The sequence below is a fragment of the Mycobacterium sp. HM-7 genome, assembly GCF_053852335.1.
The window spans coordinates 4,221,782-4,236,240 of sequence record NZ_CM132657.1 but is presented as its reverse complement, the minus strand read 5'-3'; the positions used below and the strand labels follow the sequence as shown (position 1 = coordinate 4,236,240).

Genomic DNA, 14,459 nt, shown 5'->3' with positions numbered 1-14,459 from the left:
AGACACACTGAACCCGCGCGTGAGCCGAGTCCTCATCGAGCCCCTTAGTTAAGGGGCGCAACAATTTTCGCAAAAATCCGCTGCTGGGCATGCGAGAGGCGAGAAGGGTTTACCTGGACGACTTGAGAACGCTATGCTAACCATTGTTAACATTGGGACCGTCGCTGAGTGCGGGGGTTGAGAGGAGTGCGGGTGTCTTACGATCAGCCGGCCATCATCGGCGCCGCCGAGCTCACTCCGGGCAGGAAAGTCCCTTACACATCCACCGAAATGCACGTGCGCGCCGCGGTGGCGGCGCTTGCCGATGCGGGTGTTTCGGCGGATGAGGTCGACGGACTCGTGTGCGCTGGGCCGATGACGAACGAAGGCTCGATCTTCCTGTCCGAGGACCTTATGGACTACCTTGGTCTGCACAATCTGAAGCTCCAGATGACTTGTCAACTCGGCGGCGGGACCCATCTCGCCATGACCCGTGTGGCGAGTAACGTCATCGCCCGAGGCGAGGCTGAAACGGTACTCGTCGTATCGGCGGGCAAGTTCCCGCCGATACGCGACGGCGGACGCGAACTCATGTCGCTGGTGTGCGACCACGCGTTCGAAATGCCCTACGGGCCATCAGTTCCCGCGCTCTACGGCCTGATCGCGCAGGCGTGGATGCACGAAACCGGCCAGGGCAAGGCCGACATCGCCGAGGTAACCGTGTCGCAAGACCGTTGGGCTGCGTTGAACCCCGCGGCGATCGCTCATGACGCTGAGCGCCTCAGCGTCGACGACGTGATGTCGTCCCGGCCGATCGCAGGACCGTTTCACTTCTACCACTGTTCGATTCCCTGCGAGGGTGGTGGCGCGCTGGTGCTGGGCTCTGCCCGTCGAGCCCGCGAGGGCAAGCACCGGCCCGTCCATGTTTTGGGCTTTGGAGAGGGCCACACTCACGGCTTCCTGACGTCGTTGGCCCGGCCGGGTCGCACCGGGGCCGCTAGGTCGGGTCCGATGGCGTTCGAGCGCTCCGGACGGGCGCCGGCCGACGTCGACATCGCTCTGCTCTACGACGCCTTCGCCTCCAACCCGGCGATGATCCTGGAGGAGGCGGGCTTCGTGAAGCCCGGCGGGGCGGGCGGTTTCTACCGTGACGGGCGCGCCGATCCGGGCGGCGACCTGCCGGTGAACACCGACGGGGGTCTGATCCGGTTCGGGCACACCGGGACCTCCTCTGGCATTTCGCAGATCCTTGAGGGTTACTGGCAGTTGTCCGGTCGCGCCGAGGGCCGTCAGGTGCTCGGCGCGGATACTGCGTTCGTACACAGCTACGGCTCGATGCTGTGCAGTCACGTCAGCATGGTGATGGAGGGGGCGTCATGACCACGGTTTCGAGTTTCCTCGACGGTCTGCACGATCCGGAGGCATTGCCGCCGCTGACCGACGTCAACCGACGCTATTTCGCCGCGGCGGCCTGCGGGGTACTTGTCTTCCAGCGGTGCGCGAACGGTCACCCGTTCCTGTACCCGCGGCTGGTGTGTCCGGTCTGCTATGAAGCCGAGTTGGCCTGGGAGACTGCGGCGGGCACCGGCGAGATCATCAGTTTCGCGCCGGTGTACCGCCGTCCGTGGGATTCGTTTCCGCGGAGCGAGCCGTACGTGGTCGTGCTCGTCCGACTCGACGAGGGGCCGCAGTTGTTGGCAAGTCTCGAGGGCGTGGCACCCGACGACGTCGTCATCGGCGCGCGAGTGCGCGCAGTGTTCGAGCGCGTGAGCGAGGACCTAGGGCTGGTGCGATTCCGGCCGGCGGCGTCTTGAGTACGTACGGCGTCTCCGTGCTCGGCGCGGAGTTGGCGACCCTCGTCGATACAGCCGTGGCCGCCGACCGCGCCGGATTCGACGCCGCCTGGGCATCCGAGTTCTACTCGCGCTCCGGCTCTATCTCGATGGCCGCGATGGCCGCGCGAACACGGCACTGCCGCCTGGGGTCGTCGATCCTGTACGGCGTTGGGCGTAGTCCAATGGTGCTGGCCACCGAAGCGCGCGACCTCGACGAGCTTTCAGACGGGCGTGTTGTCCTCGGCCTCGGTAACGGCACACGCCGCATGATGAGCGACTGGCATGGTGTCGCGGACACCTCGTCACCCGCCGTGCGCATGGAGGAGCTGGTCCCGCTGATCCGACGGATCTGGAACCTGCACGAAGGCCCAGTGAACCACGAGGGGCGCTTCTACCGGCTCAACCTTGTTCCCACGGGAGACCTCACGCCGCCGAAGCGAGCGATCCCGATCATCACTGCGGGCGTGCGTCCGCGGATGTGCGAGGTGGCCGGACGCGTCGCCGACGGCTTGGCCGGTCATCCGCTATTCACCACGGCCTACGTCGAGGAGGTCGCCCGCCCCGCTGTCATCCGCGGTGCCGAACGCGCCGGACGCGATCCCGCCGACGTGGAGATCGTCTCCATGGTCATCTGCTCGGTGCACGACGACGCTCAGATCGCACGTCGTGAGGCCGCGCAGCAGATCGCGTTCTACTCGTCCGTGAAAAGCTACCAGCACGTGCTTGACGTGAGCGGCTTCGCTAGGCAGGGGGCGGCGATCCGCGAGGCGTTCGCACAGCGCGACCTGCCCGCCATGTTCGCCGCCGTCACAGACGACATGATCGACGCGATGGCCGTCGCCGGCACCGCAGCCGAGGTGCGCGACGGGTTGCGCCGGTACGAAGGCGTGTTGGACCACATCATTCTCTACTCACCCTCGATCGGGCTCGCACCCGAACGGATCGCCGAGAACCTCGGCAGCCTGATCCGCGATTGCGCGCCGGCCATCGCCGGCGGGAAAGGCGAACACAATGGCTGACCCCTCGCTCATAGGGACGCACCTGGGCACCACCAAGTTCCCGGTCGACCGTTCCAAAGTGCGCGAGTTCGCGCTGTCCCTCGACGACCACGACCCGGTGTATCAGGATGCCGCGGCCGCGCGCACCGCCGGCTTCGGCGCGATCCCCGCGCCCGCGACCTTCGTCGTCTCCTCTGCCCACTGGCGCACAGACGATGACATGATCGCCGCCCTCGGCCTCGATCTCCGACGCGTGCTGCACGGCGAGTGTCGTTGGGAGTACTTCGAGCCGGTACTCGTCGGCGACGAGCTCACCGAGACACGCAGAGTCTCGGATGTGACCCGTCGCGAAGGCAAGCGCGGCGGCACCATGACGATGATCACGATCGAGACCGACTTCACCAATCAGCGCGACGAACTCGTCGTACGCCAGACCGACGTGCTGATCGAGACGGGAGCCTCCCAGTGACGACGTCCATGCCCTCCATGCCGGTGGCGTTGGCCGACGGCGACGAGCTTCCGACCTCACGATTCGGTCCGCTGACGCGCTCACACATCGTCCGCTACGCCGGTGCCGGCGGCGACTTCAACCCGATCCACCACGACGAGGAGTTCGCCCGTGCCGCCGGCATGCCCGGAGTGTTCGGCATGGGACTGCTGCACGGCGGCATGCTGGCCCAACGGCTGACTGACTGGGTGGGACTGGCTAACATCCGATCGTTCCGGATCCGTTTCACCGGGCAGGTGTGGCCCGGCGACGTGCTCACCTTCGCCGGCAAGGTGACCGGCGTGCGAGAAGCCCAAGGCCAGCAGTTAGCGGACGTCGAACTCGACGTCACGCGCCAGACCGGCGACACCGCGATACGGGCGAACGCCGTTGTGGTGGTGGGCTTGTGAGCGCGCCGACGACCGACGTCACCGGCCTGGGCATGACGTTCGGGACCGTCGAAGAGGGCCGGGCATGGGTCGGTCATCGCACGGAACCGCGACGTGCATGGTTCCCGATCGACCGCTCGATGGTGCTGTACTACTGCTCGCTCGTCGAAGATGCCAACCCCAGCTACTGGGAGGGGGAAGACTGCCCGCCAGGGCTGCTGATGACCCTCGGCTTCGCGCCGCAGTGGGTGCCGGAGCATCTCACGCGCACGGACATGCTGCTGGCGCTCAGCGTGCCGTTGCCCGGCCACCACATCATCAACGCCTCGACGACGACGGAATTCGAACGACGGCCCCGCGTCGGCGATCACGTCTCGATCGTGGAGGAGGTGGCCTCGATCTCCGAACCGAAGACAACGCGGGTAGGAATCGGCGTTTTCATCACGACGGTGAGCACCTTCTCCGATCAGCACGGCGAGATCATCGGGCGCAACACCAACGTGCTGTTCCGATACGACACCGACGCAGTGGGGGAGCCGTCGTGACCTCGAGCGATGCGGGAGCGGCCGCGCGTCCCGCCTTGCGGTTCGACGACGTCTCCGTCGGCGACTCGCTGCCCGCGGTGTCCATCGAGGTGACCTACAAGCGGATCTGCATGAACGCGGCCTCGACGTGGGACTGGTTCCCCGGCCACCACAACCCCGAATACGCCCGAAGTCAGGGCCAGCGCACGATTTACCTGTCGACCCTCTTCTTTCACGGTTTCGTCGACCGCGGCCTCAACGAGTGGGCCGGTCCCGACGCTCTGATCCGGCGTCGCACGATCTCGATGATCCGGTCGATCTATCCCGGCCAAACCGCAATCCTGAGCGGGAAGGTCGTCGGCAAACGGGAGGACGGGGGGCGGTGCCTTGTCGACCTCGAGTTGGTGGTCTCCAGCGAGGACGGCCCCTGCGTGCCCAGCGAAGCCACCGTCGAACTGAGCGCCGAATCCGATGCGGCGCCGACGTGAACCACCGAACGCGTCCGCAGCAACGTTAAGAGAAGCGGAGGACCAGTGGGCGAGCAACCGATTCGCTACGAGGTCGTCGACGGGGTGGCTTGGGTGACGATTGACCGTCCCGAGGCGCGCAACGCGCTCAACAATGCCGTACGCACAGGTCTGTTCGACGCGGTGCGCCGCTTCAACGACGACGACGCGGCGAAGGTGCTCGTCCTCACGGGCGCGGGTGAGAAGGCGTTCTGCGCGGGCGGCGACCTGAAGGAGATGGCGCACAACGCGCTCAGAGTGCCGCCGAAGGACTTCGCTCCGCAGTTCGGCCGCAACATCGACGTCGAGAAGCCGACGATCGCGGCGGTCAACGGTATCGCGTTCGCCGGCGGCTTCCTGCTCGCACAACAGTGCGACCTGGTGGTGGCCGCCGAACACGCCACGTTCGCGGTCAGCGAGGTCAAAGTGGGCCGCGGGTCGCCCTGGGCGGCGCCCCTGTCGTGGCTGGTGCCGCCCCGCATCGCCATGCAGATACTGCTGACCGGCGACCCGATCACCGCCGAACGCGCCCACCAGGTCGGCCTGGTCAATGAGGTGGTACCGGCCGAGCAGTTGTGTGAGCGTGCTCAGCAGTTGGCACTTGGGATCGCCGCGAACGCTCCGCTGTCGGTGCTCGCATCCAAGCGGACCGTGTACCTCTCGGCACAGCATCACCTCGCTGCGGCCTACGACCTGGCAGACGAGATCTGGGAGCCGGTCTACCTGAGCGACGATGCGCAGGAGGGCCCGACCGCGTTCCGAGAGAAGCGCGCACCACAATGGAAGGGACGCTGACATGGCGGTGACCATGCAGTCGGTTATCACCGACATCGAAGCGGAGACGGCCGCCATACGCGAGTTGGTCGCGCCGCTGCCCGAAGGTCTGCAGGGCTGGGACGCGCCGACTCCGGCCGTTGGGTGGACCATCCGCGACCAGATCAGTCATCTGGCCTTCTTCGACGACGTGGCGGTGCGCTCGGCGATCGACCCCGAGGGTTTCAGCACTGAGTACCTCCCGATGATGGCCGACGACAGCATCTCTCCCGACGTCATCGCGGCGCGCTACCAATTCATGCCGGCAGCGGACGTCCTCGCCTGGTTCGACGCGTCGCGTGCCGCACTGGTCAGCACTTTCGCAGGCATCGAACCGGCGACGCGCCTGCCGTGGTTCGGCCCGCCGATGAGCGCGGTCTCGTCGCTCACCGCGCGGCTGATGGAAACCTGGGCGCACGGCCAGGACGTCGCCGACGCGCTCGGCGCGACTAGGGAGGTCACGGCACGGCTGCGGCACGTGGCCCACATCGGGGTGGGTGCGCGCGCGTTCAGCTACCTGGCCAACGGTCTGGATCCCCTCACCGACCCGATACGCGTCGAGCTGGCAGCCCCTGACGGCACCGTCTGGACGTGGGGGCCGGCTGACGCCCACGATCGGGTGCGCGGACCCGCACTGGACTTCTGCCTGTTGGTGACTCAGCGCCGCCACCGCGATGACATGTCCCTGATCGCCGACGGTTCCATCGCCGATCAATGGCTCTCCATCGCGCAGGCCTTCGCCGGGCCCCCTGGCGGAGGGCGCTCCGCAGGCCAGTTCGCAGGGGTGTCGCGGTGAGCGGCCCGATCCGCATCGGCAACTGTTCCGGCTTCTACGGCGACCGCATGGCCGCGGCCCGAGAGATGGTCGAGGGCGGCCCGATCGACGTTCTGTGCGGAGATTACCTGGCCGAACTGACCATGCTCATCTTGGCCAAGGCCCAGGCCAAGGACCCGAACGGCGGATACGCTCGCACGTTCCTCACCCAGATGGAACAGGTGCTGGGCACCTGCCTGGACCGTCGCATCAAGGTCGTCGCGAACGCGGGCGGGCTGAATCCCGCTGGCCTGGCCACCGCGTTGCGGGAGCTGGCCGCACGTCTCGGCCTCACCGCGCGCGTCGCACACGTCGAGGGCGACGACCTGCGCGGCAGCCTCGACGCGATCACGCCGCCCGTCGGCGAGACCAAACCGGTGTCGGCCAACGCCTACCTCGGCGCCTGGGGCATCACCGAGGCGCTGCGCTCGGGCGCCGACGTCGTCGTGACTGGCCGCGTCACTGACGCCTCACTGGTGGTCGGTCCTGCCGCCTGGTGGCACAGCTGGGCACCAGGTGACTGGGATCGGCTCGCGGGTGCCGTGGTCGCCGGGCACGTGATCGAGTGTGGCCCGCAGGCGACAGGTGGCAACTACGCGTTCCTGGGCGAGGTCACCGACCGCCGCTATCCGGGGTTTCCGATCGCCGAGATCGCCGAACCGGCCTATCTCGGCCCCGACGTCGTGACCCACTTCGACACCATCCGCCTGAGCCAACGGGGTGAGCACCGTGTCGCCATCAGCGGCACCAAAGGCAGCCACCCACCCGACACGCTCAAAGTCGCGCTGAACGAGCTGGGCGGATTCCGTAACTCGATGACCATGGTGCTCACCGGCCTCGACATCGAGGAGAAGGCGGCCTTCGCCGAACAGCAGCTTTTCGACGTTCTCGGCGGACGCGACGCCTTCGACGAAGTCGATGTGCGGCTGCTGCGTTTCGACGTCGCCGATGCACCGACGAACGAGCAGGCGTGCGCGCACCTGCGTGTCACGGTCAAGGACGCGGACCCGCGCAAGGTCGGCCGGGCGTTCTCCGGCGGAATCATGGAGATCGCACTGGCCGGTTTCGCTGGCTTTCACACGACCACGCCGCCGTCCTCGGAGACCGCGTTCGGCATCTACCGACCGGCACTCGTGCCGCGCACGGCCCTGACGCACGTCCTCGTCGATGCTGCTGGAAATCGGCACGCGATCGCCGACCCGCCCACCGGCGTAGCGCCTTCGGCTGTGCCCGCCGCGCCCGCCACTCCACCCGCACCCACCGGGCCGACGCGGCGTGCGCCACTCGGGAGTGTCCTCGGCGCGCGGTCCGGGGACAAGGGCGGCAACGCGAACCTAGGACTGTGGGCCCGCGACGACCGCGGCTACGCCTGGGCACGGGAGTATCTCAGCGTCGAGCGTCTGCGCACGCTGCTCGGGCCAGAAGCGGCGAACCTGCGAATCGAGCGCTTCGAGCTGCCGAACCTGCGCGCCCTCAACGTGGTGGTGTTCGGCCTGCTCGGCGATGGTGTCGCATCATCGACCCGGCCGGACGCGCAAGCCAAGGGATTCGGGGAGTACGTGCGGTCCCGCGTGGTGGACATTCCCGAATCGCTGCTCGACGCACGCTGAACGCCCGGCACGACGCCGGTGGTACCCACGAAGAAAACGTCGAACCCAGCATGGGAAAGCTGGACGGCAAGATCGCGCTCGTCTCCGGGTCGGGGCGCGGCATCGGACGTGCCATCGCCAAGAAGCTGGCAGGCGACGGCGCCAAGGTGGTCGTGAACGACCTCGACGCCGGGCCGGCGAAGGAGACGGTGGCTGCGATCGAAGCTGCCGGTGGCACTGCGGTCGTGTGCGCGGGCAGTGTCACCGAGGACGGTTTCGCCGAACGTTTCGTGCAGACGGCCGTCGATGAGTACGGCGGAGTGGACATCATCGTCAACAATGCCGGCTACAGCTGGGACTCGGTGGTGCAGAAGATGAGCGACGAACAGTGGGATGCGATCCTCGACGTGCACCTGAAAGCGCCGTTCCGGACCTTGCGCGCGGCCCAGCCGGTGATCAGCGCGGCGGTGAAGAACGAGCGAGGCCGGTGACGTCGCGTGCCGCAAGGTCGTCAACATCTCCTCGATCGCGGGTACAGGGGGCAACGCCGGTCAGGCGAACTACTCCTCGGGAAAGGCCGGCGTCCTCGGGCTCACGAAGGCCATGTCGAAGGAGTGGGGCCGCTATAACGTGACGCTCGACGCGGTCGCGTTCGGGCTCATCCGCACCCGCCTTACCGAGGCTCCCGCCGGTGGCGACGGGACGATCGACATCCAGGGTCGCGAACTAGCGGTCGGCGTCAACCCCGATCTTCTCGCGACCATGGAATGCGCCATCCCACTTGGTAGGGCCGGAACGCCAGCCGACGGCGCGGGTGCCGTCTACCTCCTGTGCTTTCCCGAGTCGGACTACATCAGCGGCCAGGTCTTGATCTGCGGGGGCGGCTTCAACACCTGAGCAATCTCAGCCGGCCGTCGAGCGTAACCGGTCATTGCTCGCGCTGAACAGCGCGGCAGCTGCCGCGCTGTTCAGCATTGCCTCGACTGTCGCGTCGTCCAGCGACGCGGGCATGTGCGCGGCCGCGTTCAGCAAAGACAGCACGGCGACAACTAGGCCCTGTGCGCGTACGTCGTCCAGATCGTCGCGCGCCAGTACCAGCGCGTCGACCCAGATGGCCTCGTAGCTGCGCTGTCGGCACCCGAAGGGCACGGGTGGCAAGCGGCGATAGTGAGCGGTGCCCGCGGGCGTAGACGGCCAGCAGGCCACGGTGCCGAGCGCCGAAAGCCGCATGCAGCTCGACCAGGGTGCGCAGGACCTCCGACGGCGTCTTGGCCGTCGTGGCGCGTCGCGCGCCGGCTAACAGCTCAGTCATTGCGGAGTCGCACAGTTCGCGCAGGATTGCATCCTTATTCTGGAAGTGGCCGCTGGCCCGCTCACCCCCGCTGCGGCACCGATGTCATCAATACCCACCGAGTGGAAGCCTTGGCGCGCGAACAGGTCGGCGGCGGCCTCAAGAAGCAATTTGCGGCGCAAGCCAGACGCGTTCGTGCCTCCTATCAGTTCGTCGCGATCATTACGTGTGGAGTGCTCCGCAGAACGATAGTCCTATCGACGCCCGGGTTTCCTGCGTCGACACCCACCGCACCGTCTTCGAAAAGGACAACGCAACTGCTGAACTCGGCCGTTGTTGCCAAATTCTCGCATCAGCACGTCGATTGAGAGACCCTGCCCCGAACCCGCGAGGCGCTGCGCAGGCCACTCAGCGCAGAACGACTCCGGCCTCGATGCCTGTGAACTGCGTACGCAGCTCGGTCTTGAGCAGCTTGCCGGTGGCGTTGCGTGGCAGTTCGTCGACGAAGTGCACGTCGCGCGGGCACTTGAAATGTGCCAGCCGCTCACGACACCAGTCCACTATCTCTTGGGCGCTCGGCGCTTCCACCGCGGGTTGGGCGACGACGACCGCGACGACGCGTTCCCCCCACTTCGCGTCCGCGCCTCCGATCACAGCGGCGTCGAGTACCGCCGGGTGACGGAACAGAACCTGCTCGACCTCGATCGGGTAGACGTTCTCGCCGCCGGAGATGATCATGTCCTTCTTGCGGTCGACGAGGGTGATGTATCCCTCGGCGTCCATGCGTCCGAGGTCGCCCGTGTGGAACCAGCCTCCGCGGAACGCCTCAGCGCTCGCCTCGGGCTTCATCCAGTAGCCTGTAAACACGTTGGGGCCACGCACAATCAACTCACCCACAGTGTCGATCGCGACTTCGCGATCGTGGTCGTCGACGATGCGAGCGTCGACGTGCATCGCCACGCGGCCAATCGACCCCGCCCGAGTGCTGGTGTTCTCGGCGTCCAGGACGGTCACCAACGGGGCGGTCTCGGTCATGCCGAAGCCCTCGGTGAAGGGCACACCACGCTCGCGCATGAAATCGATCACCGTCAGGGGAACGGGTGACCCGCCGCCCATAGCGAAACGCAGCGCGGACAGGTCGAAGGAGTCGAAGTCGGGCACCTTCATGAGCGCGGCCCACATGGCCGGCACCATGAACTGAATCGTTACTTGGTGGTCGGCCATCGCTTGCAGCGTTGCTCGCGGGTCGAAGGCGGGCATGATGACGCTGGTGCCGCCGACGTAGAGCAGCGGCAGTGTGTGCACACCCAAGCCACCGATGTGGAACATCGGCGCCACCGCGGCCGTGACGTCGTCGCCCCGCACGCCGATATCGGTGCCGAGGACGTTGATCGCGTTCCACAGCAGGTTGTCGTGGGTGAGGATCGCGCCCTTGGGTCGGCCGGTCGTCCCCGACGTATACATGATGAACGCCGGGTCGCGGCCCTCGACATCGCCGTTAATCGCGTCGAGCGTTCCGCCTGAGACGAGGTCGTCGTAACTGAGCTCACCCGTCGCCGGCACCCCACCGGCGCGCACGATATGGCGCACGCGGGCTCCGGATTCGGTGACGGCTGTCGTGGCTTGTGCGGCCAACGGCTCGTGGAAGATGAGGACGTCGGCCCCGGAGTCGGCCAGGATGTACCCGATCTCGGGTGCAGCAAGCCGCACGTTGAGCGGTACGGTGATAGCGCCGATCTTGGCGCAGCCCAGCAGCACCTCGATGAACTCGGCCGAATTGACCAGCAGCACTGCGACCCTGTCGCCTTTTCGCACGCCGAGCGCGATCAAGGCGGCGGCGAGCTGGTTGGTGCGCCGATCCAAGTCGGCGTAGGTGATGTGCTCGCCGTTGCTGATCAGCGCGGTACGCCCGGCGTTGAGGAAGGAACGCCGGGTGACCCAATGACCGATGCCGCGTTGCATGTGATCTCTTTCCGTTTCCGCCGGCTCAGTAGGACGCTGGAAGACGCAGGCTGTGCTGCGCCACGAAATTGAGGATCATCTCGCGGCTGATGGGGGCGGTGCGCATGAGTCGGGCCGGGCCCCAGAGCGTGGCGAGGCCGTACTCGGTGGCCATGCCGTTGCCGCCGTGGGTCTGAATCGCCTGGTCGAGCGCCAGGATGCCTGCCTCGGCCGCGGCGTACTTCGCCATGTTGGACGCCTCACCCGACCCGGGGTCGCCTGCGTCGTGCAGGGAGGCGGCGCGCTGGGTCATCAAGCGCGCCAGTTCGACCTGGATCTTGGCGTGGGCGAGCGGGTGCGATACACCCTGGTGCGAGCCAATTGGCGCTCCCCATACGTGCCGCTCACGTGCGTAGTTGGCGGCTTTGTCGAGCGCGTAAAGGCCGATGCCGTTGCCTAGTGCTGCGCCCATGATCCGCTCAGGGTTCAAGCCCATGAAGACCTGGCGCAGCCCTTCGTTCTCTGCGCCGATCAGGTTGGCGGCTGGCACACGAACGTTATCGAAGAATAGGGTGAATTGCTTCTCCGGAGTGACGGCCTGCACCGGGATGAGGGACTTGGTCAATCCAGGTGCATCGGTGGGCACGACGAGCAGGCTCAAAAGGCCGCGACCACGGTCGTTGGTGGACGTCCGGGTGACGACCAGAATGGCTTCGGCCTCGTCGACGCCGGAGATGTAGTACTTGGTGCCGTTGACGACCCAGTCGTCACCGTCGCGTTTGGCGGTCGTGGAGATGTTGTGCGAGTTCGAGCCCGCATCCGGCTCGGTGATCGCGAAGGCCATGATCGTTTCGCCGCTCGCGATGCCGGGCAGCCATCGTTGCTTGAGTTCCTCACTGCCGAAGGCCTGAATGATGGTGCCGCAAATGGTCGGCGAAACGACGGTCATCAGCAGCGGGCATCCGGCCGCGGCGAGTTCCTCACCGACGATCTGCATGTCGTAGATGCCGCCGCCGCCGCCGCCGTACTCCTCGGACAGGTTCACGCCGAGGAAGCCCTGCTTGCCTACGGCCCGCCACAGTTCGGTGGTCTTCTCGCCGGCGAGTGACTTCTCGAGGTAGTACTTGTGGCCGAAGTCCTTGGCCATCTCGGCGACCGCCTTGCGCAGGTCTTGGCGTTCCTCAGTCTCGTGTAATTCCATGACATTCCTGACGTCGTGCGGTAGCACGCGGCCGGTCGGCAGCGCGCTGGCTTTACCTAGGGCTGTATGGCGCAGGCCGCCTCGCCGCCGTCCACCGCCTCGACCACGGCGAGTACATCGCCGGTGGAAACCTGCTGGCCGACCTCGACCGGCAGGGCGCTCAACACGCCGTCGATCGGGCTGGCGACGGTGTGCTCCATCTTCATCGCCTCGAGGACGACGAGCGTCTGTCCGGCTGACACCGTCTCGCCCTCGGCGATTGGTAGTCGGACCACCGAGCCGGGCATCGGTGCCGTGAGGGAACCCGGCGGGGTCAACGTGCTCGGGTCGACGAAGCGCGGCACCACTCGTAAGGCGGTATAGCCCAGGACCGAGTCGACATGGGCGAGATCGCCGTCGATGAGCACGTGGAACGTTCGGCGCACTCCGCCCACGCTCAACACGACGGATTCGGTGCTCCCCACCACGACCGCGAGGTCGGCCGACGGTTGGTGATCGACGCTCAACGACGTTCCCGTCGGATGCAGGGTGTATCCGATGCGTATGTCGCGCCCGGTTTGCGTTTGCCAGGTTGTGGTCTGCGCTTGCGAGGGGTTGTTGCGCCAACCGGCGGGCAGTGACGCTTGCAGGGGCGCGACGGCACGCCGAGCGGCCACACCGGCCACGGTCGCCGCGATGGCGTGCAGACTCTCGGCGTGTGAGTCAGCCAGGGGCGCGCCGAGTTCGGCCACGTCGTGTCGTTGCAGGAATCCGGTGTCGGTGCCGCACCCGGCGAACTCGTCGTGGCGCAGGGTTCGCACCAACAGGTCGCGATTGGTGGTGACGCCGTGAATACGGGCGCCGGCCAGCGCCGCCGAGAGACTGGAGAGGGCCTCGTCGCGCGTTGGTGCCCACGCGATGACCTTGGCGAGCAGCGAATCGTAGTGGTGACCGACGACTGAACCGGCGCGGAATCCCGAATCGACCCGCACGCCGGTAAGCGCTGGAACATCCATGGTGCGCAGGGTGCCCGTGCAGGGCCGGTAGTCGTCGGTTGGATCCTCGGCGCACAAACGGGCCTCGATCGCGTGACCGCGAATTCGCGGGTTGTGCATCTCGTCGGGCAGAGGGCGGCCCATCGCAACCAGCAGCTGGGCCCGCACCAGGTCGAGGCCCGTGATCAGCTCCGTGACGGGGTGCTCGACCTGCAGCCGGGTGTTCATCTCGAGGAAGGCGAAGGAGCCGCCCATGCCGTCCCGGCCCACGTCGTAGACGAACTCAACCGTGCCGGCGCCTACGTACCCGACCGCGCGCGCGGCAGCGACGGCGGCCTCGCTCATCCGTGCACGCAACTCCTCGTCGACGACCGGGGACGGCGCTTCTTCGATGACTTTCTGGTGTCGACGCTGCACGGAGCACTCGCGCTCGAACAGAGAGACGACGTTTCCGTGCGTGTCGGCCATGACCTGGATCTCGACGTGTCGCGGGCGCTGGATGTATCGCTCGAGGAAGACGGTGCCGTCGGCGAACGCGGCAGCAGCCTCACGCGAGGCGGAGGCCACCGCCTCCTCGAGTTCATCCGGCGAGGTGACCACGCGCATACCCCGGCCGCCGCCACCAGCGCTGGCCTTCACCAGAACCGGGTAGCCGACGTCGGACGCCAACTTCGCGAGGTGTTCGGCAGACAACCCCGTCGTGTCGCCACCGGGGAGTACGGGAACGCCTGCGTCGGAGATCATCTTCTTGGCCGCTAACTTCGAGCCCATTGCGTCGATCGCCTCGGCCGGTGGGCCGACGAAGACCAGGCCGGCCGCGGCACAGGCCCGCGCGAACGCGGCGTTCTCGGACAGGAAGCCGTAACCGGGGTGAACGGCGTCGGCGCCGGTGAGCGAGGCCGCGGCGATGATCCGTCGCATGTCGAGGTAGGTCTCGGCGGGGGACGAGCCGGGGAGGCGCACCGCCTCGTCCGCGTCGGCGACATGCCACGCGTCGGCGTCTGCGTCGGAATAGACGGCCACCGTGGCGATCCCGAGGTCGCGGCAAGTGCGGAACACTCGCCGTGCGATTTCACCACGGTTGGCCACCAGTACCTTGGAGATCTTGGGCATCGTCA

13 protein-coding genes and 2 pseudogenes are annotated in these 14,459 nt (G+C 67.0%); 11 read left to right on the top strand and 4 right to left on the bottom strand.

Going from position 1 to position 14,459, the window contains the following annotated elements; translation table 11 throughout:
* Window positions 1–192 precede the first annotated feature (192 nt).
* The 11 genes and pseudogenes from ACWW1C_RS20395 (at window position 193) to ACWW1C_RS20345 (ending at window position 8,831) form a co-directional block, all read left to right on the top strand.
* The gene (locus ACWW1C_RS20395; protein WP_260939856.1) at window positions 193–1,359 is read left to right on the top strand and encodes a thiolase family protein; all 1,167 of its coding nucleotides are present in this window, start codon (window positions 193–195) and stop codon (window positions 1,357–1,359) included.
* Entirely contained in the window at window positions 1,356–1,793 is a 438-nt protein-coding gene (locus ACWW1C_RS20390; protein WP_061003883.1) for a Zn-ribbon domain-containing OB-fold protein, read from the top strand. Before ACWW1C_RS20395 ends, ACWW1C_RS20390 begins: the two co-directional genes overlap by 4 nt.
* The gene (locus ACWW1C_RS20385) at window positions 1,790–2,833 is read left to right on the top strand and encodes an LLM class flavin-dependent oxidoreductase (protein ID WP_061003881.1); all 1,044 of its coding nucleotides are present in this window, start codon (window positions 1,790–1,792) and stop codon (window positions 2,831–2,833) included. The genes ACWW1C_RS20390 and ACWW1C_RS20385 overlap by 4 nt, the downstream gene beginning before the upstream one ends.
* Window positions 2,826–3,281, top strand: a complete 456-nt coding sequence (locus tag ACWW1C_RS20380; protein ID WP_061003879.1) for a MaoC family dehydratase N-terminal domain-containing protein — start codon at window positions 2,826–2,828, stop codon at window positions 3,279–3,281. Before ACWW1C_RS20385 ends, ACWW1C_RS20380 begins: the two co-directional genes overlap by 8 nt.
* Complete coding sequence (locus tag ACWW1C_RS20375; protein WP_061003876.1) at window positions 3,278–3,709, top strand: MaoC/PaaZ C-terminal domain-containing protein; 432 nt, start codon at window positions 3,278–3,280, stop codon at window positions 3,707–3,709. Before ACWW1C_RS20380 ends, ACWW1C_RS20375 begins: the two co-directional genes overlap by 4 nt.
* 32 nt (window positions 3,710–3,741) lie before the next feature.
* Window positions 3,742–4,233, top strand: a complete 492-nt coding sequence (locus tag ACWW1C_RS20370) for an FAS1-like dehydratase domain-containing protein (protein ID WP_204158393.1) — start codon at window positions 3,742–3,744, stop codon at window positions 4,231–4,233.
* Complete coding sequence (locus ACWW1C_RS20365) at window positions 4,230–4,700, top strand: hotdog family protein (protein WP_061003872.1); 471 nt, start codon at window positions 4,230–4,232, stop codon at window positions 4,698–4,700. Before ACWW1C_RS20370 ends, ACWW1C_RS20365 begins: the two co-directional genes overlap by 4 nt.
* Window positions 4,701–4,745: 45 nt before the next feature.
* A complete protein-coding gene (locus ACWW1C_RS20360; RefSeq protein WP_061003870.1) occupies window positions 4,746–5,513 on the top strand; it encodes an enoyl-CoA hydratase/isomerase family protein in 768 nt (255 codons plus the stop codon).
* Window position 5,514: 1 nt separating this feature from the next.
* The gene (locus ACWW1C_RS20355) at window positions 5,515–6,327 is read left to right on the top strand and encodes a TIGR03084 family metal-binding protein (protein WP_061003868.1); all 813 of its coding nucleotides are present in this window, start codon (window positions 5,515–5,517) and stop codon (window positions 6,325–6,327) included.
* Window positions 6,324–7,955: an acyclic terpene utilization AtuA family protein gene (locus ACWW1C_RS20350; RefSeq protein WP_061003866.1), complete on the top strand. Its 1,632-nt coding sequence runs from the start codon at window positions 6,324–6,326 to the stop codon at window positions 7,953–7,955. Before ACWW1C_RS20355 ends, ACWW1C_RS20350 begins: the two co-directional genes overlap by 4 nt.
* A gap of 50 nt (window positions 7,956–8,005) precedes the next feature.
* Window positions 8,006–8,831: pseudogene (locus ACWW1C_RS20345) on the top strand (SDR family NAD(P)-dependent oxidoreductase).
* Window positions 8,832–8,837: 6 nt separating this feature from the next.
* Here the strand turns inward: ACWW1C_RS20345 and ACWW1C_RS20340 are convergent.
* The 4 genes and pseudogenes from ACWW1C_RS20340 to ACWW1C_RS20325 all read right to left on the bottom strand — a co-directional run bounded on the left by ACWW1C_RS20340 (window position 8,838) and on the right by ACWW1C_RS20325 (window position 14,454).
* Window positions 8,838–9,431: pseudogene (locus ACWW1C_RS20340) on the bottom strand (TetR/AcrR family transcriptional regulator).
* A 202-nt stretch (window positions 9,432–9,633) separates the two neighbouring features.
* The gene (locus tag ACWW1C_RS20335; protein WP_061003864.1) at window positions 9,634–11,187 is read right to left on the bottom strand and encodes an acyl-CoA synthetase; all 1,554 of its coding nucleotides are present in this window, start codon (window positions 11,185–11,187) and stop codon (window positions 9,634–9,636) included.
* 25 nt (window positions 11,188–11,212) lie between these two features.
* Window positions 11,213–12,367 carry an acyl-CoA dehydrogenase family protein gene (locus ACWW1C_RS20330; RefSeq protein WP_061003862.1) on the bottom strand — a complete coding sequence of 385 codons (1,155 nt, stop codon included), beginning with the start codon at window positions 12,365–12,367 and terminating at the stop codon, window positions 11,213–11,215.
* Between the two features lie 56 nt (window positions 12,368–12,423).
* Window positions 12,424–14,454, bottom strand: coding sequence for an acetyl/propionyl/methylcrotonyl-CoA carboxylase subunit alpha (locus tag ACWW1C_RS20325; RefSeq protein ID WP_260939851.1), 2,031 nt, complete (start codon window positions 14,452–14,454; stop codon window positions 12,424–12,426).
* Window positions 14,455–14,459 lie beyond the last annotated feature (5 nt).

Excerpts from the sequence above, each read along its gene's own strand:
- ACWW1C_RS20325 (WP_260939851.1), bottom strand. The coding sequence starts at position 14,454 with ATGCCCAAGATCTCCAAGGTACTGGTGGCCAACCGTGGTGAAATCGCA.
- ACWW1C_RS20355 (WP_061003868.1), top strand. The coding sequence starts at position 5,515 with ATGGCGGTGACCATGCAGTCGGTTATCACCGACATCGAAGCGGAGACG.
- ACWW1C_RS20370 (WP_204158393.1), top strand. The coding sequence starts at position 3,742 with ATGACGTTCGGGACCGTCGAAGAGGGCCGGGCATGGGTCGGTCATCGC.
- ACWW1C_RS20380 (WP_061003879.1), top strand. The coding sequence starts at position 2,826 with ATGGCTGACCCCTCGCTCATAGGGACGCACCTGGGCACCACCAAGTTC.
- ACWW1C_RS20335 (WP_061003864.1), bottom strand. The coding sequence starts at position 11,187 with ATGCAACGCGGCATCGGTCATTGGGTCACCCGGCGTTCCTTCCTCAAC.
- ACWW1C_RS20390 (WP_061003883.1), top strand. The coding sequence starts at position 1,356 with ATGACCACGGTTTCGAGTTTCCTCGACGGTCTGCACGATCCGGAGGCA.
- ACWW1C_RS20330 (WP_061003862.1), bottom strand. The coding sequence starts at position 12,367 with ATGGAATTACACGAGACTGAGGAACGCCAAGACCTGCGCAAGGCGGTC.